Below are 22,748 nucleotides of genomic sequence, written 5' to 3' on the forward strand. Positions count from 1 at the left end.
ACCAGGTTAAATTCAAACAATACCCTCCAAAATAATCATCCCAAAATGAAAATACTTTATAAGTCATTTTTCCTGATTTTTTTCTTTTTAATTATTTCGTGTAAGGATTCTGCCCCAGAGGAAAAGGAATTAGCGAAAAAAGAATCGACTGAAAATACTAAAATCTTCAGCAATGTTTCTGCCGCAAAATCTGGTATCAATTTTAGTAACAACCTTACCGAAAACGATTCCTTAAATTACTTTACCTACTCTTATATTTATATGGGTGGAGGGGTATCTACCGGAGACATTAATAACGATGGCCTTCCAGATCTTTATTTTACAGGAAACCAGGTTCCCAATAAACTTTATTTGAATAAAGGAAATATGGAATTTGAAGATATTACAGAATCTGCCGGGGTTGCGGGAGATGAGAGATGGTACACAGGAGTCACCATGGCCGATGTTAATGCAGATGGTTTTCTGGATATTTATCTTTCTGTAGGAGGAAAATTTCAACCTAAAAACAACCAGCTCTTTATAAATAATGGAGATGGAACTTTTAGTGAAAAAGCTAAAGAATATGGTTTAGACGATCCCGGTAATAGTGTACAGGCCACCTTTTTTGATTACGACAAAGATGGTGACCTTGATGTTTACATAGCCAATTACCCTCCAACCCGTTTTGACGCTCCAAATTTTGTATATGAATACCAAATGAATAGTGTAACCGATCTGCAAACCGATCATTTAATGCGTAACGACGGTGGGAAATTTACCGATGTTACTAACGAAGCAGGGGTTAGAAGTTTCGGGTTAACGCTCTCTGCAACAGTTGGAGATTTAAATAACGATGGTTGGCCAGACCTCTATATTTCTAACGATTTTAGTTCCCCAGATTTTATGTATATAAACAATGGGGAAGGCAGTTTTAGAGAAGTGGTAAAAGATGCTACCTCTCACACTTCATTTTACGGAATGGGTGTAGATATAGCAGATTATAATAACGATGGGCTTTTAGATATTTATCAGGTAGATATGTCTGCCAAAGATAATAGGAGAAAAAAAGCCAATATGGCCAGTATGAACCCCGATTTGTTCTGGGGTACTGTAGAAGCTGGTTTTCACTATCAATACATGCAGAACGTGCTGCAAACCAATACGGGAGTTTTTAACAATAACACACCGTTTTTTGCAGATCAATCCCGTATTGCCGGTGCCGCTTCTACAGATTGGAGCTGGGGCCCGCTTTTTGCCGATTTTGATAATGACGGCCATAAAGATCTTTTTGTAACCAACGGCACACGAAGAGAAATAAACAACAACGATTATTTTAACGAGCTTAAAAACAAGTCGCTTACTAAAGAAGACCGTCTTGAAAAAAGTTTAAATATTCCTTCAGAAAAAATAGACAATTTTATTTTTGAAAATAACGGTGATCTTACCTTTAATATAGCTAATGAAAAATGGGGAATTGTATATGAAGGATTTTCTAACGGAGTAGTTTATGTAGATCTTGACAATGATGGTGATTTGGAAATTATCACCAACAATATAGACGACACAGCTTCGGTTTTTGAAAACCAGAGTTCCACAAAAAATAATTATGTGCAAATTAAACTGCAAGGACCCGAGAAAAATAAATTCGGTATAGGCAGCAGGGCGTATGTTACCGCAAACGATACTGAACAGATGCAGGAATTAACTTTGTCCCGTGGCTTTCAGTCTTCTGTGGCGCCTCAACTTCATTTTGGACTTGCGCAGGCAGATCTTATTGACGAAATTAGAATTGAATGGCCAGATGGGAAAGTTGAAATAAGGGAGGATGTAGAAGCAAATCAGTTTCTAAGTTTTAATTACGAAGATGCTTCAGCAATAGAAACCTCTAATGAACTAAAGCCTGAAACCTTATTTTCAACAATAACAGATTCAACTTCATTTCCTAATCATAAGCATATTGAAAATGAGTACGACGATTTTAAAGACGAAGTACTTCTTCCCCACCGCACCTCTACCTTTGGTCCCAGTATCGCGGTTGGAGATTTAAACGGCGATGGTAAAGAAGATTTTATTGTAGGAGGTGCAGCCACTTATGAAGCAGGATTATATTTTTGGACTGAGAACGGCTTTAAAAAGCAAACCAGTGCTGCTTTTGGAAAGGATAAAGCTTACGAAGACCTTGACGCGTTAATTTTTGATGCTAACGGAAATGGCCATAACGATATCTATGTAGTTAGTGGAGGCAATGAGTTTGATCCAGATTCTGAAATGCTTCAGGACAGGTTATATATCAATGATGGAAAAGGGAATTTTACAAGAGACTTAAATGCTCTCCCAAAAATGCACGACAGTGGTTCTAAAGTATACAAAGCCGATTTTGATAAAGATGGAAAGGAAGAATTATTGGTTTTGGGAAGATTAGTTCCCGGTAATTATCCAAAACCCGCTAACAGTTATATTTTAAAAAATAACAGCAAAAATGGAAAAGTATCGTTTAAAGATGTAACTCAATCGGTTGCTCCATTTCTTCAATCTTTAGGGATGGCAACCAGTGCAGAAATTGTTGATTTTGATAATGACGGCTGGCAGGATATTATTATAGTAGGTGAATGGATGCCAATAAAAATTTTCAGGAATAATAAAACAGCATTTACGGATGTTTCTGAAGATATGGGAATTAGCGATGATACTGCCGGCTGGTGGTGGAGTATTAAAAAAGGTGATTTTGATAATGACGGGGACCAGGATTTTATAGTAGGAAATCTAGGTGAAAATTATAAATATACAGCCAGCGAAGACGAAACCTTTGACATCTATTTTAAAGATTTTGATGGAAATAATAACAGTGATATTGTTTTAAGCTATTATAACAAAGGAGAAAAGTTTCCATTGAGAGGAAGAGAATGCTCCTCCCAACAAATTCCCGGTATAAAGGAGAAGTTTCCAGATTACGAATCTTTTTCAACAGCTACCCTGGAGGACGTTTATTCGGAAAAAGAACTGGAGAATTCTCTCCATTACCAGGTAAAATCTTTTTCCAGCATCTATTTAGAAAATGCTGAAGGGAAATTTAAAATTCACAAACTACCAAACGTGGCCCAAATATCTTCAATTAATCAAATTCTTGTAAAAGATTATGATAAGGACGGCCATCTTGACGCTTTAATTGCCGGGAACCTTTTCTGGTCTGAAGTAGAAACCACAAGAAACGATGCCGGGTATGGAATGCTCCTTAAAGGAGATGGAACCGGTAATTTTAACCCAATTGTACCTTCTAAAAGTGGTTTCTTCGTACCAGGAGATGTGAAAGATATGGCCACCATTGAGGTTGAAAACCAGGAAGTTATTATTGCAGTAAAAAACAACAGTCCTATTCAATATATTGAGATGAAAGACCAATAACGTTAATGATGTGATAATAACACTTATAATTATTACATAATCAATGATATAATGAAAAAAAATTACGAAAATTAGAGATTTTTTTTAGAAAACCGATTGCGTAAAATTATTTTTTATTACATTTAAACCGAATTAATAAACTAACTAACAAATAATTATGAAAAACAATTACTTGAAAAGGGGGCTTTTCATTGTAACATTCTTTTGTTTTGGCTTTATTACAGCCCAGCAAACCGTTACGGGAACAGTAAGTGACGAATCCGGTCCTATACCAGGAGTGAACGTCATAGAGCGAGGAACCTCCAACGGTACAACTACAGACTTTGATGGAAATTATAGTATAGAGGTAAGCGAAGGCGCAGTTCTCGTTTTCAGCTATATAAGTTATCAAACCCAGGAAATTGCCGTTAACGATCAAAGCGTTATTGATGTAAACTTAGTCGCCGGGTCAGAATCCCTGGACGATGTTATTGTGGTAGGGTATGGTACTCAAAGTAGAGCAGAAGTTACAGGGGCTATTTCATCTATTGATACAGAAGAGATTAATAGTCTTCCGGTATCTACCGCAGAGCAGGCCTTACAAGGTAGAGCTTCTGGTGTTACCGTAATTAACTCAGGTTCTCCCGGTAACTCACCTGCTGTTAGAATTAGAGGTTTGGCCTCACCTAACAATAACGACCCATTATATGTTATAGACGGTGTTATCGCCGGTGGTTTGGGTAGTTTAAACCCTAATGATATTGAGAACATACAGGTTCTTAAAGATGCGTCTACTACTGCTGTTTACGGTTCTAGAGGTGCAAATGGGGTTGTACTTGTTACTACCAAATCTGGAACGGCTTCACAAAAAGCTCAACTAAGTCTTGATACTTATACGGGAGTTCAATTTAATAGTAATCGTTACGATTTATTAAATAGAGAGCAATACATACAATACGCAAGAGAAGTAACAGATACTGATCCAGAGCGCCTTACCAATCCTGAGTATGCAGACTTTATTGACAATAATACAGACTGGCAGGATGAAATTTTTAGAACCGGGGTGATGAAAAGTATCAACCTTGGACTTTCAGGTGGTAATGAAAACAGTAATTACAGGTTTTCTGGAGGATACCTAAACCAGGAAGGTGCGGTTATAGAAACAGAATTTGAACGTTTTAACTTTAGATCTAATAGTAACTTTAATTTTGGTAAACTTAGTTTTGGTCAAACATTAAACGTAGCTTTCACTTTACAGAATCCTGAAAGAGAAGACGGAGGTAGATCAATAATAGAACACGCAATAAAATCAGCGCCATATTTAAGCGTTTATAACCCAGACAATAGAGGTGGTTTCCAGGGACCAAACTCTGCACTAGATGGCCAGGATGCGGCCAACCCGGTTAGAGTTCAAACCTTAGGAAGCGCCGAGAATAAAGGACTTACTATTTTAGGTAGCCTTTTTGCTGAATACGAAATAATTGATGGCCTTACTTTTAAGAGCCAGGCAGGTATAGATTATTATAAGTATAATAACAATAATTTTATTCCTTCTTATAACGATGATAGTAATGGTGGAACCCATCAATTTGGTTTTGCTCAAATCACAAAAAACAGTGGTACCAATCAATCGCTTACACTTACCAATAGCTTAAACTATAAATTTGAGGTAGCAGATTTTCACAACTTCGAAGTTTTAGTTTTAGCAGAAGATCAAACTATTGATAGTGAAAGCCTGAATGCAAGTAGCCAGAATCCAATTACAGATGATGTAGAAGAACTATCTCTTAATCAAGCAGGCCTGTCTTCAGCTTCTTCAGAATATAGAAGAGTTGGTTATTTAGGACGATTAAATTATAATTTTGATCAAAAATATCTTTTGTCTGGATCTTATCGTCAAGATGCTTCCAGCCGTTTTGGAGCAAATAACCGTTGGGGTACTTTCTGGTCTGTTTCTGCAGGTTGGAACGTAGCTAAAGAAAGCTTTATGCAAGATACAGACTTTAATAACTTCAAAATTAGAGGTAGTTGGGGTACAACCGGTAACGACCAGATTGGTAACTATCGTTATGCTTCTACACTTGTTACAAGCTTTATTTACCCAATTGGAGGTGCAGCTGTACAGGGTACTACTGCTGAAGGACTTCCCAATCAAAACCTTAAATGGGAGGAAGTTACTATGAAGAACATTGGTTTAGATTTGGGTATGTTTAATAATGCCTTAACTCTATCCATGGAATATTATAGTAACCAAAGTGATGATCTTCTTTACGAATTACCACTTCCGCTTAGTTTAGGTTACAATGTACCAACTATAGCTTCTAACGTTGGGTCCGTAAAAACAACAGGTTTTGAAGCTGATCTTGGATATAACGATTACGAAGGTGAATTTACCTGGTCTGCCAATTTAAACCTGGGAACCAGTAAAAACGAAGTTCTTTCTATAGGTAGCCTGGATCAGGTTCAGGGAGGATTTTTTGAGAATGAATATCTTACAAGAATTGCTCCGGGAGAACCATTATTCCATTTCTATGGCTTAAAAACCGATGGTATCTACCAAAATCAGGCAGAAGTAGATGAGGTATTCACTGCAAATCCAGATCAAACAGCTGTGCAACCTGGAGATATTCGCTTTTTAGATCTTAACGGAGACGGGGATATTACTGCTGCAGATAAAACTGTAATAGGAAATCCATATCCAACACTTACAATGGGACTTAATTTAAGTGCCCAGTATAAGAACTTTGATGTTTCAATGTTTATTCAGGGTGCGTATGGTCACGAAATTTATAATACTAACTTATATGACCTTGAAGGAATGCCAAGACTATTTAATAGCGGTGTAGCTGTTTTAAATAGATGGACAGGAGAAGGAACTTCAAATACGATACCACGTGCTTTAGGAGCTCCACAAAACCTTAATGCTTCGGATCGTTTTATAGAAGATGGATCTTATACCAGGCTTAAGAATTTAAATATTGGATATACTTTTGATGAAGATATATTTGGTGAATCTCTTGCCAATTTAAGAATATACATAAGTGGACAAAACCTGATTACCCTAACCGATTATTCCGGACTTGATCCTGAAATTGGTGTTGACAACGTATTGCAACAGGGTACGGGAGCTATAGGTATTGATAGAGGTTTATATCCTCAGCCTACTTCATTAACATTTGGTCTACAATTAGGATTTTAAAAAAATACAATTATGAAAAAAATAAGAATAATATTAATGGTCTTTGCCACATTGTTCGTAGTTAACGGATGTGAGGAAGAAGATTTTGAACTAACAAACCCTAGTGGTCTTTCTCCTGAAACCTATTTTAGGACAGAAGCCCAGGTGCAATCGGCAGTGAATGCTGTATATGCCAATACGCAAACTATTGGATTATACACCAGAACTTTGTTCTTTGCAATGGACATTATGTCTCGTGAAGCCCTTGGGAATCCGCAATTAGAAGCAGATAAAAGAGTTTACCAGGAATGGTCTTTTGATGCCAGCCACCCACCAATCGCGTGGTACTGGGATGCCTGTTTTAGAGGAATAAACAAAGCAAATTTTGTAATTGATAATGCCGATAGAATTAATGAAATTCCATCTTCATTATTGAGTGATGAGAAAAAAGCAAGATTTATTGGTGAAGCGAAGTATATGAGAGCTTTTTACTATTTCTTATTGGTAACCCGTTTTGGCGATGTTCCTTTAATTACAACCGTGCCTGAAGATGGTTCTGGTTTTCCACGTACCCCTGCAGATCAGGTTTACGACCAGATAATAGCAGACTTAAATGATGCCAGCCAGTCTTTATGGGATAAAGGACGTACTGAAAATGGTAGAGCTACTCAAGGTGCTGCTTTTGCCCTTTTAGGAAAAACACACCTTTATCTTGAAGAATACGATGAGGCTTTAGCTGCTTTCGAAAATATTTACGGGCAATATTCTTTAGAAGACGATTATTTTGCAAACTTTAGAGAAGAAGAAGAATTTGGTCCTGAATCAATTTTCGAAATTCAGTATGATGATGATATGGGGAACTCTGCCGTATGGAACTCTAATGCAGCCGGTGAAGATGCTAATGAAGTAACCTTCCGTGGCCAGGAGTATGGCTTTAACGACTGGTTTAACGTATATCCTAATCCCGCTCTTATAGCTGAATACGAAGAAGGTGATATTAGACTTGATGAATCTTTCTATTTCAACGGTGATACTTTTGCTGGTGGTTTAATTGAAGAATTACCTCTGGAAAGAGATGCAGCCTGGAGAAAGTACCAGAATTACTACAAAGATGTAAATGAAGATCAGGCTTCAGGAATAAACATGAAAGTTATTCGATATGCTGATGTTCTTTTAATGATGGCCGAAGCTGAAAATGCTTTAGGCAACCAGGCTGATGCTATAGATTATATTAACGAAGTAAGAGAGAGAGCAGAATTAGCCCCTCTTTCTGACGGTCTTTCTCAAGATGAAGTTTTTGATGCCATAGTACACGAAAGAATGGTAGAATTAGCCGGCGAACAAGTACGTTTCCCAGATCTTGTAAGATGGGGACTTGCTGCCGATTATCTTTCTGAATTTGGTTTCCAGGCAGGAAAACACGAAATCTGGCCTATTCCTAATGATGAAATATCAGCAAATGAGGGTATAAGTCAGGAAGATCAGAATCCAGGATACTAATAAGTATTCAACCCTTAAACTTAAAGCCCTTTCAAATAAATGAAAGGGCTTTTTTATGTGAAATTTCTTCAGAAAATAAAAAAGTAAACTAACTCTGCGTATCCTGATGAGCCTCATTAATTTAATTCCCTCAACAAGAATGCAACATTGAAATCTCAATTATCAAGTAAATTAATTAGTTGAGAAAGAATTATCAGGTCTAGTTTTTCGGTAATAAGGAAAGGAATCTCCATCGTTATAAATAGACTAATTAAGACCGTTGCAAAACCTCCTTGAAATAGGTTTTCTTTTTTGAGAATTATTTTTTTCGGTTTTATGTTCGCTTAATTTTGCATTTAATCCTCCATTTAGCACTTACACGCTGCTTTTATAGGTTCAATTCCTCTTAATTTTCAGATTTGGACGCAAGTATCCCTGGACTCCTGTATAAATTATAGCTTAAAGCTTCCATTAGGTTTTGAGTATGCATTTTTTCTATTCCCTTATAACGCGCTATCCCTCCAGAAAACCATCGCTTTATACTGCCAAAGGTGCGCTCTACCTTAAATCTGGTTTTACCGATAAGTTTGTTGAACTTCTTTTCCCATTTGGTTAATGGTTTGTTTTTATAGGCTTTCTTTAAAATATGGTCCTTCAATTTTCTTTTTTTAAGTAGCTCCGTGTTTTTCTTGGATTGGTAGCCTTTATCGGCCTTTAGGGGGATATCCTTGGGTAAATCGGCAGTATTGAGTACTTCTTCTAAATTGGCAATCTCATTGGTACTTGCCTTTGTGGTCAATACCCCCAGGACCAAGCCCTCTTCATCTGTAAGGTGGTGTTTTTTGTAACCAAACCTGTACTTGCCCCCTTTCTTTAGCCAAGCTGCATCCTTATCTACGCTGTCCGAATAATCTTTGGTAACTTCAACTTCCTCTTCGTCCTTTCTGTCCTCTGTAACTTTATGCTTGGGCTTTCCTTTGGGCTTTAAAGGGGTGTCCACAACACTGGCATCTATAAGGGCTCCTGTCTTTACGATAATACCGTGAGATTCCAATTGCTTATTGATCTCTTCAAATAACGACTGGTAAGCCTTTGCTTTGGTCATAATCGTCCTGAAACGGGAAAGAGTACTGTGATCTGGGGCTATTTCATCGATGTGCAGCCCACAAAAATAACTAAAAGAGATACTATCGTTTACACGGTCTTCAACTTCATAATCACTAAGGCCATACCAGGTCTGTAACAAACTCATTTTAAAAAGCAACAGCCCGCTATAGCTTGGCTTACCGGTAGCACTTTTACCTTTGGTATAATATTTTTTAATGACCACTTCAATAGGTCCCCAATCTATAAGAACGCCTATCTGAGTGAAAAAAGTACGTTTTATCTTTCGAGAACGTAGGTCGCAGATGCTGTCTGCAAGGCTTGGGTGTTGTTGCTTTTCCATTCCATGAAATTAATCTAAATATCGTAATTATCATAATATTTTTTAAACCTACCGTGCAACGGTCTTTAATTATAAGCAGTTAATAGATTAATCCACACATCAAATTAACCTATTTTCCTTAGCCTAAATTATTAAACAGGGAATTGCAGGAGCATTTACAGAAAGAAAATGTAATAGTAAACACTTCCATTGGAAATACTTATTTGAGCTTATAAAATAATCTGGCCATAAGACCAGATTATTTTATTTCAGTAGTGGTTTTATCTAAAACTATTTATTAACGTATAAACTATTATTTTTTGGCTCTCAGAAAAATCATCAGCTTTGGGAAAGATCTCAACTTAAATTATATGAGAAGATAAACCCGAGGAGTAGCATTTCACTATTGGTTATTGAGTAGATCACGAACGGCATTCACGAGATAAATATAAGATGCACCAACATTCACCACGTACTCATTTTCTCCCCATAAAAACGGCCAATCTTCCTTATTTTCAGGAAAATCTGGTTTTAAGATTAAAACTCCTGGTACTACCCCACCGGCGATAAATGAAAAATCTGCACGGTTCATTCCATAAGCTACTTTCTTAGATTTTGTCCCCACTCCAGAAACAAAGGATATATCAGAATCAGGATGCGTTCCGTAAAGATAATTAAGACCTTTAAAAACTTCTTCCTTATCAATAAGATCGGGAAACGCCTTATGTAAATGGTAATTATTAATTGCATAGGATACAATTTGACTATTGCCAGCCCAACCCCTTCTACCAATAGGAACACCATACGGATTTTCTTTCCTATGCTCAGCAATTTCATTCTTATAGTCTTTTACCCTATTTTTTAACTTCTGCTTAAAATCTTCATCCATATAGGTTAAGATCTTCATAACCCGACCTGCATGAAGGTTAAAGTTTTTATCTATAGTAGGCCACATCTCCTTTATGCGAGTGGCGTACATTTCATCTTTTGTAGAAAGTAATAATTCTACGGCGGCTTTTAATTCTTCATCTTCTAAAGTGCCTCCGGTAGTATTTCCGTGATGAAAAAGATCTGGCTCTTTTGAGTGTTCTTCTTTCCATACATTTATAGCGGTGTTTATACACTCTTCAGCTAATTCATCATTATATCCTTTAAGAACACGACTGGCAGCCGCTAATGCAGCAATAGAACCATAATTTAAAGGTGTGCTTTTACTTGTAAAGGCCCATCTGTCATCAAATTTTCCACTTTTGTATCCATCAGTTTCCAGAGGATCCATTTCTTTATCATAAATCAGGTTATCTGTCATAGTTAGACCATCTCCTAAATGGGTATACTGAGAAATATCGGGCACGATAATCCCAGGAATCGCCCTTCCCAAAGTTCGGTGCTGGGCAATTAACCCCAGGGTACCGTGTTCTATTTGCTGAAGAATATCTGGTTTTCCATCTGGGTTATGTAAATCTACATATTTAGCATCGTAATCTACAAGGGTCTGGTCTCGTTGTAAATTAAAATCTTCGTATGCATGAGCAAGATGAGAAACTACATAATATTGGGTTTGAGTTCTAATATCATAATCTCCGGCATCATACCAACCACCAATATTAAGTCCCGGTATGTGTTCTCCCGGTTCATATTCGGTATCTGTTGTGGGACCCTGGGCATAAAGATCAAAATGCTCATGATTAACAGGTGCCTGCAGCGCATCATCCAGGTGGGAAGCGCCATGCCAAACCCTATAAGCTTCGTTTACCAACATATGATCCATCTGCACCGGGAAAAAAACATCATTCGTGGGGTGCCAGGCTTTTTCATACACATCTTCATTAATTTTAAAAGGTGCCGTAGTTTCGTCTTTATAAGAGATAACATATAAGCCTTCTTCTTTTACTTCAGAAAAATCGAAATATAAATACTTATACCTGGTATATTGCCCCCAATTAGATAAGGCAGCTGTATGTTTTTCCACCTTTTCTCCCATTTCATTTAACTTATAAAGCGTGGCCCGGGAAGCAGGAGAATCATTTTTATCTAACTCAATAACCGCAACTTTTTCCTGATTAGGGTGATAGCCAACCTGTGAATGACCAATAACCGGCTTACGCGACCAGCCTGGGGTAGAATTTACATTTAAACGCCATTGTAGAACCTTACCGGTTTTATTTTCAGGAAGTAAACTTCTAACTACAAACCAACCATTCTGGGCTTTATCTCTCCCATCGTGCAACATTAATTTTGCTTCATCTGAAATAATTGTAATTTTTCGTTTAGGATCTCCGGGCGCAACTACCAGGGTCTTTCCTTCAGCAAAAGGTTTCGGTGCCGTATATCCTGAAGTATCTTTATCCATGCTACTGTGCGGGTATAGGGGGAAATTACCTCCTTCACCGTCCATATAATAAGTTTTCTCAGCATAGGCCGAGGGTATAAATTCCAGATTAAACCCGGCCTTTCCCTTTAATTCTTCGGGAATTGGCTCATCTAAGTGTACACTTAAAATCACTTCATCTTCATCTCGTTCTGCCCGTATCATATATTCAAAATCGTAATCGGGATATTTTTCATATGTATCAATACGATTATTTTCCCTGTCCACTTCTCTTCTAACAAAGGTGGGAATCGCATCCCATTGTTCTGGGGTGGCGTTTAACCTCACATCACCATTAGTCACTGTTCTCACTCCATGATGAATTACTTCTATTCCACTTATTTTTGAATCACTAAATAACCCATCATACCAATTACTAAATGCCAAAATGTTTACTCCGGTTTTTTCAAAATACTCTTCTTTATTAAGCGTTAACGGCGAAGTTTGGGCAAAGACACTACCCATCATTAAAAAAAGGCCAAAACAAACGGACTTTACCCCGTACTTTTGAAAGATATAAGTATATTTTAAATAAAGTTTTTGTGTAATATTTTTCATAATTCTTATTGATTTTAAAAGCTTTAATAGGTTATTATTTTAAAAAAGGGAACCTCTATAAACTGCTTATACCACTTAAATCAATCGGTTGCGTAATGCAGTTAAATAAATCCCCGGAAAAGCATTTTAAGGGGAAATTTCCTGTTTTATATAATATAGAATACTGAAAAGCAGTATTATTTCTTAAAAATATACCTTTCTATTCAGCAAAGCAAGAAATCCTAAAACTGAATCTAAATATTTTGGGGTTTTAGATGAAGAAATAAACTAAAAAAGACGATGTATGCTGAAAAATCGTTTCCGCAGGGAATTCGATTGCAAAAATACAATTAAACAAAAATTCAGGTGGTGCTAATCTTACCAAAAACCTCCAGATTCATTGATTTGCTCCAAAGCTTCTCTGGCTGTGGTTACAGGAAACTTGCATACGTGATCTTTACACACATAAATGGTGGTTTGCCCTTCAATAAATTTACCTTTCAATAACTCTAAATTTCCTTCTTTTTCCCCGCCCATTAACAGGACATTCGGGAGATAATTATGATTGATTTCTTTTTTCACCCTGTGGTGCTCTTTTCCTACTATGGCTACCTCAAAAGGAGGTTTTACCAGGAGTACTTCAACTATAGCCCAATTTGCATAGAAATCTGGATATTCCTTTAAATCCTTTTGTACGTTTAATAACATTTGTTCTGCCAGAGCTTTCTTTTCGCTATCGTAAAAATAATGCCCCAGGATTAAGAGGTTTTTCGCCATTTCTGAATTAGAAGAAGGAATAACATTATCCAGAATTTCCTTTTGCCGTGAAATTAGACCAGAATGGTCATCATGGGTGTAGAAGAACATCCCGGAAGTAGAATCGAAGAAATGTTCTTTCGTATAATTTGCAAGATCTTGCGCTTTAAACAACCATTTTTCATCAAATGTAGCCTGGTAAAGATCGATAAATGCAGAAATTACAAAGGCATAATCATCTAAAAAGCCAGGAATGCTGGTTTTTCCGTCTTTATAATTTCTGGTTAAAGCACCATTTTCAGCAATAACATTTTCATTAAGGAAACGGGCATTTTTTAGTGCGGCCTCTAAAAATCGTTTTTCATCAAAAGTCTTATAGGCATTCAGGTAAGCCTTTATCATTAATGCATTCCAGGAAGTAAGTACTTTATCATCAAGAGCAGGTAAGGTTCTCTTTTGCCTTTCATTCAACAATTTTTGTTTCCCTTCAGAAAGTATTTCTTTTAATTCTTTAACAGAAAGGGACTTTTCTTCAGCAAAAGCTTTATCAGATTTTTCCCTGTGTAAGATATTTTTTTCATCTTCCCAATTACCGTTTTCTTCTACATTGTAATAGGCTTTAAAAATGGAAGAATCTCCACCTAAATGTTCATCAATTTCATCGGCGGTCCAAACGTAAAATTTCCCTTCTTCCCCATCGGTATCGGCATCTAGGGAGGAATAGAACGCCCCATTTTTAGCGGTAAGTTCGCGTTCAACAAATTCAAGACTTTCGTAAACTACATCTTTATACAGCGGATTCCTGGTTTTTTGCCAGGCCTGGGAATAAAGCCCAATAAGTTGGGCATTATCGTAAAGCATTTTTTCAAAGTGAGGTGCAAACCAATCTTCATCTGTAGAATACCTGGCAAAACCACCACCAAGCTGATCGTAAATACCTCCAAAAGCCATATTTTCAAGCGTAACATCTACGGCCTCCAAAGCACTGGGGTCGTCGGTTAAATAATTATAGTGAAGAAGAAATTTCCATAAAACCGGCACCGGAAACTTTTGAGTTTCTACTTTCCCCCCTTTTTCAAAATCTATTTTAGATTTTAATTGAGTGTACACCGTTTCAAGTTCATCTAAAGAAAAAGCTTTCTCCTTATCAACAATTGGCATTTGCTCTAAAGATTGAATACCATCGGTTATTTTCTCGGCTTGTTCAAGTATAGCTTCAGGATCTTCTTTATTGAGTTTTACAAAATGCTTAAGAATTTTTAACCAGTCTTCCTTAGGATAATATGTACCGGCATAAAATGGCTTCCCGTCTGGCAGTGCTAAAACATTTAACGGCCAACCTCCGCTACCCGTCATGAGCTGTGCAGCATTCATATATAAATTGTCTACATCTGGCCGCTCTTCCCTGTCTACTTTTACCGAAATAAAATTCTCGTTCATAAGTTCGGCCACCTCGGGGTCTTCAAAACTTTCCTCTTCCATTACGTGGCACCAATGGCAGGCAGCATAACCAATGCTAATTACCAGTAATTTATTTTCTTTCTTAGCTTTATTTATAGTTTCCTCGCTCCAGGGATGCCAGTTAACAGGATTATGGGCGTGCTGTAATAAATACGGACTGCTCTCATTCACAAGCATATTGGTAAACTCGTGCTCTTCAGGCTCTTTATCTAATTGATTTTCACTCGAGGAATTATTTTTAGCTTCATCTACACAAGATATGGAAAGAAAAATAGCCAGTAATATACTGGCAAGGGAAGACAATTTCATGTTCTTATTATTAAATCTTTGTAAGATAACTTCCTAATCGAACTTTTCAAATAAAACCTTCAATTTTTCGAAAAACTACGTATAAAAAAGCCCACCAACGCTTAGTAGGCAGGCTCTATTTGTTATTTAGTATATCTTAATTTAGAGTAGCTTCTACCCTACCGCATTTCAGCATCTTATCGCCATAATAAGGATTAAAAATATCTTTTGAATTAGAATACCAATAATCACCTTTTCCTTCAAAAGCCATGGGACAGTATTGCTTATAAATCTCACCCGATTCTAAAGCATCCTGCAACACAGGCTCCATAGCTGCAGTAAGTTTAGAAAAATCTTCCCGTTGTCTATTTACATCCTCACTTTCAGCTATTTGCGTTGCCGCAGAAGCTATTTCTTGGTTTTCACCAGCTTTTTCAGCAAGTTTTGCAGCTTTATCACTGGCAGTTTCAGCATCTGTATTTACAAAAGCATCCTTAATTTCTACATATAAATTATAGATTTCGGCAGTATTTTCATTCTTAAATTCAGCATTTAAGGCTTCTCCTTCATAAGTGTCCATGCTGGCCTGCTCGTCACCCTGGTGCATTTCATTTTGCATAGGCTCTGCCGCTTCATTCTTCTTTTCTTCGGCATCGCGGCAGGAGGTTAGTGATATGGCTCCTGCTACCAGGCTAAGCATCATTAAGTTTCTTAGATTTTTTTTCATCGTTTCTGTTTTTAATTTAATTTGTATTTATTCTTGTTTAACCACTTTAAGGCTTTTGATTCAGCAAACTTATATAAATTTATTTTTCGATTCCTCCTTAATTCTTTTCACTTACTCTTTTCTTATTGCTCAATAACACCCGTTACTTCCCCACAATTCAGCATAGCACTACCGTAATATGGATTCCTTATTTCTTCTGAAAGGCTTAACCAATCGGCGCCTTCATCGTTATTCGCCATAGGACAATGCTGTATGTAAATCTGCTCATTAAATGGTTTTAAACTTTTTGCCATCCTGATCATTTCTGCGGAAAAATCAATAAAACCGGTTCTTAATGCTGAAATATCTTCAGAAGCTTTCATGATAGATAGTTTAGCCTGAAGCTGGGTTTTATAATTTTCAACAGCACCTGCCGCTGAAGTCGGAATAGCCGAAACATCCACAGCCTCAATTTTACTTTCTACTGTCTTCAAGTGTTTTTTTGCAGCTTCAAAATCATCTTCTACCAGGGCATTTTTTAATGCCAAATAAGAATTAAATACCTCCTGAATTTCGTTTTTCCCGGCTGCAGATAATTCTATCTCTTCAATATGGCCTGTACCATTTTCCTGCGGATTCATCATACTGGATTTTCCGGCTAATTGCACTGCCGCATCTACGGTAAAAGTACCATTTACCACAATTTCCTCGCCTTCATTTAAACCTTTTTCCACAACATAAGAATCCCCTAAAGAAGAACCTAAAACCACTTCCCGATGTTTAAATCCGGCGCCATTTTCTACATTTTCCTTCACATATACCACAGAACGTTTCCCCGTCCACAAAACTGCAGATTTTGGAATTACAATTTCTTCGTTTTCGGCACTAAGGTTATTTTCTATAATTCCTGTTGCAAACATTCCTGGTTTAATTCGTCTATTCTCATTATTAATTTCTACCCGGGCAGTAGCCACCCGGGTATTATTATTTAGCAACGGATCTACAAACTTTACCTCACCCTCAAAGGTTTCCCCGGGAATTGATTGTATAGTATATTTTATGGTGCTGCCTTCTTTAATCCAGGACATATTGCTCTCGTAAACATCAAAAAGCACCCAAAGTTTATCAAGATTAGCAATTTTATAAATAGGCATTCCCCGCTCCAGGTAATCACCCTGTTCAGCCATAAGTTCGGTCACTACGCCACCAACATCGGCAATAATTGAAAACCTCTCCATAGCCTCACCTCTACTCAACATTTTATTAATTTGCGCCTCACTAATTTTCCAGTTTCTAAGCTTTTGTTTTGCGGCTTCAAAAAGTTCTGGCTGACTTTCCTTTATCTCGGCTGCCTGTAATAATTCTTCCTGGGCAGTTACTAAATCTGGCGAATAAACGCTGGCCAGAACCTGTCCACGATTCACTTTTTCACCCGTAAAATTCACTTGCAATTGCTCAATTCTCCCAGGAATATGGGTAGATTGCGTGTAAGTGTTACGCTCGTCTACCTCAACTTTTCCATTAAGTCTAATTTCTTTTGAAGTTTCACCTGCTCCAACCAGCATGGTTTCAACATTTGCAAGTTTCAGTGCATTTTCACTCATCACAAACATGTCTGAATCCAGTTCGTTTTCATCTTCTGAAACCGGAATTAGATCCATTCCACAAATTGGGCAATCTCCCGGTTCGTTTTGCCTTATCGAAGGGTGCATAGAACAGGTCCAGGTTTGATCTTCGCTCCTTTCAGAGTGATCGTGCTCTTCAACTTGTTCAGCATCATTCCCTCCACCAAAAAGCAGGTATCCGAGTAAAAGTCCAAGGATAAGAATCCCCGCAGCTTTCCATATATTATTAATTCTTTTCATCGTAATTTTCAGTTTTAGCTGATAAATAATCCATTTTTGCCTGAGCCGTAAATCCGGTTTTCAAGGCTTCTATTTGCTGAGTTTTCAGCATTAAAATATCCTGATTCATTTGAAGCACTTCCTCAAAATCGCCATCGTTATTACTAAAAGCCGAAACCAAAAGCCTATTTGCCTGGTTAGAACTTTCAATTTGCCGTTCATAAAGCTTTAGTAATTTATCGGCTTTATTTAAATCGTAGACCGTTTGCTCAAATTCACTTAGTAACTGGTTCTCTCTCGCTTCTTTATTTTGAATGGCAGCCTCCTGCATTAGTTCGGCTTCTTTTTCTGCGGCTTTATATTTTTTTCTAAAAATTGGTAAACTCACCGAAAACATAGGCATTATTGCGTCCTGCCCGTTCATTGGCGGATTTGCATCTCTTCGTTTTGAAATAATCGAATAATCCACGCCAATCCCGAAATTAGGTAAGCCCGATTTTTGCGCTGTTTCTGCACGACTTTCATATGCCTCCCGCTCCCTATCGAATTTGGCAAGTTCTGGATGCATTTTAAAAGCTTCTTCAGGATTAATTATTTCGTTCTGTATTTCAGGATTAAAAATCAGGGTATCCTGAATTGCAACATCAGCTTGCCTATCTCTATTCAGTAAAAGATTAAACTGCTTTTTTAAACTTTCCAGTTGTTCTTTTTCAAGCTCAATTTCTGTTAAGGCTTCGTCCCGTTTAATATCTACCCGAACCACATTTACCATTTTTGAACTTCCGCTTCTAAACTTACTAAGGGAAAGCTCACGATAGGAATCCAGAATGTCCAGGTTTTCCTCCTTTAGAGCAATAGTTTTCTCAATAGCAAAAAGTTGGGCATATGCTTTTTTTATTTCGAAAAATAAGTCGGCTCGCATTGCCAAATACTCCTGAAATCTTGCTTCTGCCAGTAAATCTGCTGCTTCTTTTTTTGTTTTTAAAGTTCCAAACCAGGGAAACATCTGCATAAGGCTAAACCGGGCTTCCTGGGCGCCCAAACGTGTTTCAACCATTCTGCCAAATGCGCTAACCGTTAGCGTGGGATCTGGTAAAGAAGAAACTTGCGGCGATTGCTGCAATGCAGCTTCAAATTGCGTATAAGCAGATTGTAGCTTAGGATTATTTTCTGCTGCGATTTTGAGATAATCTTCCAACTCCTGCGCAATTCCCACTCCTCCCCAAAGAGAGATAAGAAGCAAGCTTATAAAAATTTTTTTTGTGTCTATTTTCATTATCTAATTCTTATTTCTTTCAGAAATTCTATGACTGAATTGTTGCTGGTTGTTCTCCATTTTCTTCTGTGGAATTGGAAGAAGCATTCTCCCGCCATATGGCCTGTAAAACCGGCACTACGAAAATTGTCATAATCTGGATCAACATCCCACCTACAATTGGAATGGCCATTGGAACCATAATATCAGATCCTTTCCCGGTTGAAGTGAGTACCGGGAAAAGCGCAATGATTGTTACTGCCGTGGTCATCATTGCAGGGCGTACCCGTTTTAAACCGGCTTCCATCACCGCTTCCCGAACTTCTGAAACTGTTTTTGGATTTTTTCTTTCAAAAACCTGGTGAATATAAGTTCCCATCAATACGCCATCATCGGTTGCAATACCAAACAAAGCGATGAATCCAACCCATACTGCTACGCTTAAATTGACCTCCTGCATTTGAAAAAGGCTACGCATATTGGTGCCGAACATATCAAAGTCCATAAACCAGCCCTGCCCGTAAAGCCAGATCATAATAAAGCCGCCGGCAAAGGCCACAAATACTCCTGAAAAATGGATTGTTGAAGCAATAATGCTTTTAAACTGAAAATAGAGCAACAGGAAAATGATAAGCAAACAAATAGGAATTAAGATTGCCAAACGTTTTACAGCCCGTACCTGGTTTTCATAATTTCCGGAGAATTTATAACTAATCCCTTGCGGCACTTGCAGTTCGCCAGCATCAATTTTATCCTGAATATGCTGCTGGGCATCATTCACCACGTTTACTTCGGCAAAACCGTCGCGTTTATCAAAAAGGACATAGCCGGTTAAAAAAGTTTCTTCACTTTTTATCATTTGCGGCCCGCGCTCATACTTAAGTTCAGCAAGCTCTCCTAACGGGATTTGAGCCCCATCCGAAGTCGGTATCAGAATGTTTTTAATACTTTCAGGATCATTCCTTAATTCGCGGGGATATCGCACCCTAACCGGAAAGCGTTCCCTGCCTTCTACCGTAGAAGTGATTTCCATCCCCCCAATCGCAGTTTCAATGGTTTGCTGAACGTCTTCAATACTAAGTCCGTAACGGGCAATCGCATTTCGATCTATATCTATTTCCAGATAAGGTTTTCCAACTACACGATCGGCAAAAACAGCTTCAGATTTTAATGAAGGTACTTCCTTTAGCAATTCCTCCAGTTCCATTCCAAAATCTTGAATAGTCCTCAAATCTGGTCCATAAACTTTAATTCCCATCGGTGCCCGCATCCCGGTTTGCAACATTACCAGACGGGTTTCTATGGGTTGTAATTTTGGCGCCGAAGTAACCCCGGGAAGTTTGGTGCGTTTTGTAATTTCATTCCAAATGTCGTCGGGACTATTAATATGTTCACGCCAGTTTCGGTAGAACCTTCCATCTTCATCTTCAATTAAATTTGAAGCGATTACATCTCGCTGGATAGCTTCAGCATTAGTTAAAGTGTCCCCTGATTTGAGAATAAAACGGTTTTCATCATCAACTTTAAAACGCTGCATCGAGCCGTCTTCAGCATGAATATATTCCGGTTTATAATTAATGATATTTTCAAACATAGAAATTGGCGCGGGATCCAGAGCGGTTTCTGCCCGACCTAATTTACCAACCGCAACCTCAACTTCAGGAATACTGGTTACCGCCATATCCAACTGTTTCAAGGTTTTGGTGGTTTCTTCCATCCCGGCGTGCGGCATGGTAGTTGGCATCAGTAAAAAGCTGCCTTCACTTAACGATGGCATAAATTCCTTGCCCACCCCAGGGAAAGTGTGAGCCATTCCACTCCAAACCTGGGTTGTTCTCACATTCCAACCTACTTTATCAAATCCGCCTGCTACAAATCCAAATAATTTTGGAAAACCAAACCAGATCATCGTCCCAAAAAAGATGGTAATAATAGGGAGCGTTAAAAACTTCCCTTTATTGGTTAAACACCAGTTTAAGATCGGTTCGTAAAACTTCACCACCATCATTAATACCACCAAGGTGATACTTAGTAAAAGAATTACAAAGATATAATTGGCAAAAGCCGATTTCTGAAAGCCAAGCGGCATCCACTCTTCAGCCAGAAAGAATACGGTAACCGCCAGGATTAAACCGGGAATAACCAAATTTGTATATTTTCCAAAAAACTGTGGATTCCTTTCTTCAAGAATTTTTACGATTCCAATTAACGTTAGAGCTAAAGGCAACCAGAAACTAAAAATAATAGCCAGAGCGATTCCTGAAACGATTAAAACGATATTCCAAATTTGCTGGGTCTTCTTTTTATTGATTTTAATGTTGAAAAAGAAATACGAAAGCATTGGCAACACAAAAACCCCGATAAGGAAAGCCGCAACCAAGGCAAAGGTTTTGGTAAAAGCCAGGGGACGGAATAATTTTCCTTCAGCATTTTCCATAAAGAACACCGGGATAAAACTCACAATTGTGGTGGCCAGTGCTGTTGTTACCGCTGGAGCTACTTCAGCGGTAGCTTTGTAGATTACTCCGGCGAGTTTATTTCCGCGGAGATCTTTATTTTCGGGCATTTCCAGCCAGCGAATGGTATTTTCAACAAAAACAATCCCAACATCTACCATCACTCCAATGGCTATGGCAATCCCGGAAAGGGCTACCACATTGGCATCTACCCCTAAATAGCGCATCGCGATAAAAGTCATAAGCACCGCAACCGGCAATAAACTGGAAATTAAAATGGAAGCCCGTAGGTTTAAAACGAGTACAATAATTACGATAATGCTAATTAGTACCTCGTGGGAAAGTGCTCGCTCCAGGGTGTTTATAGTTTCATTAATAAGTTGTGTTCTATCGTAAAAAGGGACGATAGTTAACTGACTTTCGGTACCATCAGAAAGCGTTTTAGATGGTAATCCGGTAGATATTTCCTGGATTTTATCTTTCGTGTTTTGAATTACCGCCAGCGGATTTGAGCCATAGCGCGCTACAACCACACCGCCAACAACTTCAGCTCCTCCCTTATCTAAAACTCCGCGGCGTTCGGCAGGGCCCAAACTTACCCGGCCAAGGTCTTTAATAAGTACCGGGGTGTTATCATTTTCGGCAACCACGGTATTTTCAATATCTTCAATAGATTCAATATAACCGAGACCACGAACCAGGTATTCCACCTTGTTTACCTCTAAAGTTTTCGCCCCGGCATCGCGGTTAGAATTCTTTACCGCCATCATTACCTGGTTGATGCCAATTCCGTAGGCTTTAAGCGCATCGGGGTTTACATCAATTTGATATTCCTGTACAAAACCACCAATAGAAGCTACTTCTGAAACTCCTTTTGCGCCGCTTAGTCCAAGTTTCACATAATAATCCTGAACTTTACGCAATTCGTGAAGGTCCCAGCCACCGGTTACATTTCCGTCTTTATCCCGACCTTCTAAAGTGTACCAAAAAACCTGGCCTAAACCTGTAGCATCAGGACCCAATGTTGGTTGAACATCATCGGGTAATAAACCTGCAGGAAGAGAATTCAACTTTTCTAACACCCGGCTTCTTGACCAGTAAAACTCTACATCTTCTTCAAAAATGATATAAATACTGGAAAAACCAAACATGGAAGAACTACGAATAGATTTCACTCCCGGAATTCCCAAAAGTGAACTGGTAAGCGGATAAGTAATTTGATCTTCTATATCCTGGGGAGAACGCCCGGGCCAATCGGTAAAAACAATTTGCTGATTTTCTCCAATATCTGGAATGGCATCTACAGGAACTGGATCACTTGGCAAGAACCCGGTGTCCCAATTAAAAGGCGCAGTTACCAATCCCCAGCCGATTAGAAATACTAACAGCAGGACAGAAACCAGTCGGTTATAAAGAAAATATTTTATAATCTTATTAAACATGAATGTGGATATACATTAATAAAACAACTAAGCGCTATAAACAAATGAGAAATAGCTCAAAATGAAACTGTAAACGTCATTATGATACCGATGTTTATCGGGAGAAGTAATCTGCTGATATTAACAGATCGCGTCGTGCTTCGCAATGACGATTTTATCATTTTGAAACAGGATGACATTTACAAAAAT

Annotated in this window: 10 protein-coding genes; 3 read left to right on the top strand and 7 right to left on the bottom strand. The window is 38.1% G+C overall.

The features are described 5' to 3' along the window. Positions 1-45: 45 nt before the first annotated feature. The 3 genes from BM084_RS05025 to BM084_RS05035 all read left to right on the top strand — a co-directional run bounded on the left by BM084_RS05025 (position 46) and on the right by BM084_RS05035 (position 8,038). Complete coding sequence (locus tag BM084_RS05025; RefSeq protein WP_093303335.1) at positions 46-3,381, top strand: CRTAC1 family protein; 3,336 nt, start codon at positions 46-48, stop codon at positions 3,379-3,381. A gap of 157 nt (positions 3,382-3,538) precedes the next feature. Beyond that, on the top strand, positions 3,539-6,559 hold the full coding sequence (locus tag BM084_RS05030; protein ID WP_093303337.1) for a SusC/RagA family TonB-linked outer membrane protein: 3,021 nt from the start codon (positions 3,539-3,541) through the stop codon (positions 6,557-6,559). 12 nt (positions 6,560-6,571) lie between these two features. Then, a complete protein-coding gene (locus BM084_RS05035; protein WP_075325866.1) occupies positions 6,572-8,038 on the top strand; it encodes a RagB/SusD family nutrient uptake outer membrane protein in 1,467 nt (488 codons plus the stop codon). A gap of 385 nt (positions 8,039-8,423) precedes the next feature. On the opposite strand, the gene BM084_RS05040 is transcribed toward BM084_RS05035, so the two are convergent. From BM084_RS05040 to BM084_RS05070, 7 genes are all read right to left on the bottom strand, one after another. Further along, positions 8,424-9,464 carry an IS5 family transposase gene (locus tag BM084_RS05040; protein WP_093303339.1) on the bottom strand — a complete coding sequence of 347 codons (1,041 nt, stop codon included), beginning with the start codon at positions 9,462-9,464 and terminating at the stop codon, positions 8,424-8,426. Between the two features lie 382 nt (positions 9,465-9,846). Then, positions 9,847-12,372, bottom strand: a complete 2,526-nt coding sequence (locus BM084_RS05045; protein WP_093303341.1) for a glycoside hydrolase family 9 protein — start codon at positions 12,370-12,372, stop codon at positions 9,847-9,849. Positions 12,373-12,729: 357 nt separating this feature from the next. Further along, a complete protein-coding gene (locus tag BM084_RS05050; protein WP_093303344.1) occupies positions 12,730-14,877 on the bottom strand; it encodes a thioredoxin domain-containing protein in 2,148 nt (715 codons plus the stop codon). Positions 14,878-15,013: 136 nt separating this feature from the next. Next, complete coding sequence (locus BM084_RS05055; RefSeq protein ID WP_075325865.1) at positions 15,014-15,583, bottom strand: DUF3347 domain-containing protein; 570 nt, start codon at positions 15,581-15,583, stop codon at positions 15,014-15,016. A gap of 122 nt (positions 15,584-15,705) precedes the next feature. Further along, positions 15,706-17,427, bottom strand: coding sequence for an efflux RND transporter periplasmic adaptor subunit (locus BM084_RS05060; protein ID WP_075325864.1), 1,722 nt, complete (start codon positions 17,425-17,427; stop codon positions 15,706-15,708). Beyond that, positions 17,414-18,682: a TolC family protein gene (locus tag BM084_RS05065; protein ID WP_093303346.1), complete on the bottom strand. Its 1,269-nt coding sequence runs from the start codon at positions 18,680-18,682 to the stop codon at positions 17,414-17,416. Before BM084_RS05065 ends, BM084_RS05060 begins: the two co-directional genes overlap by 14 nt. 28 nt (positions 18,683-18,710) lie before the next feature. Next, entirely contained in the window at positions 18,711-22,559 is a 3,849-nt protein-coding gene (locus BM084_RS05070; RefSeq protein WP_093303350.1) for an efflux RND transporter permease subunit, read from the bottom strand. Between the last annotated feature and the right edge of the window lie 189 nt (positions 22,560-22,748).

The organism is Salegentibacter agarivorans (genome assembly GCF_900113135.1).
Lineage (GTDB): Bacteria > Bacteroidota > Bacteroidia > Flavobacteriales > Flavobacteriaceae > Salegentibacter > Salegentibacter agarivorans.

Bases quoted from the DNA above. Each gene is read 5' to 3' on its own strand.
- BM084_RS05025 (WP_093303335.1), top strand. From the start codon at position 46: ATGAAAATACTTTATAAGTCATTTTTCCTGATTTTTTTCTTTTTAATT.
- BM084_RS05030 (WP_093303337.1), top strand. From the start codon at position 3,539: ATGAAAAACAATTACTTGAAAAGGGGGCTTTTCATTGTAACATTCTTT.
- BM084_RS05035 (WP_075325866.1), top strand. From the start codon at position 6,572: ATGAAAAAAATAAGAATAATATTAATGGTCTTTGCCACATTGTTCGTA.
- BM084_RS05040 (WP_093303339.1), bottom strand. From the start codon at position 9,464: ATGGAAAAGCAACAACACCCAAGCCTTGCAGACAGCATCTGCGACCTA.
- BM084_RS05045 (WP_093303341.1), bottom strand. From the start codon at position 12,372: ATGAAAAATATTACACAAAAACTTTATTTAAAATATACTTATATCTTT.
- BM084_RS05050 (WP_093303344.1), bottom strand. From the start codon at position 14,877: ATGAAATTGTCTTCCCTTGCCAGTATATTACTGGCTATTTTTCTTTCC.
- BM084_RS05055 (WP_075325865.1), bottom strand. From the start codon at position 15,583: ATGAAAAAAAATCTAAGAAACTTAATGATGCTTAGCCTGGTAGCAGGA.
- BM084_RS05060 (WP_075325864.1), bottom strand. From the start codon at position 17,427: ATGAAAAGAATTAATAATATATGGAAAGCTGCGGGGATTCTTATCCTT.
- BM084_RS05065 (WP_093303346.1), bottom strand. From the start codon at position 18,682: ATGAAAATAGACACAAAAAAAATTTTTATAAGCTTGCTTCTTATCTCT.
- BM084_RS05070 (WP_093303350.1), bottom strand. From the start codon at position 22,559: ATGTTTAATAAGATTATAAAATATTTTCTTTATAACCGACTGGTTTCT.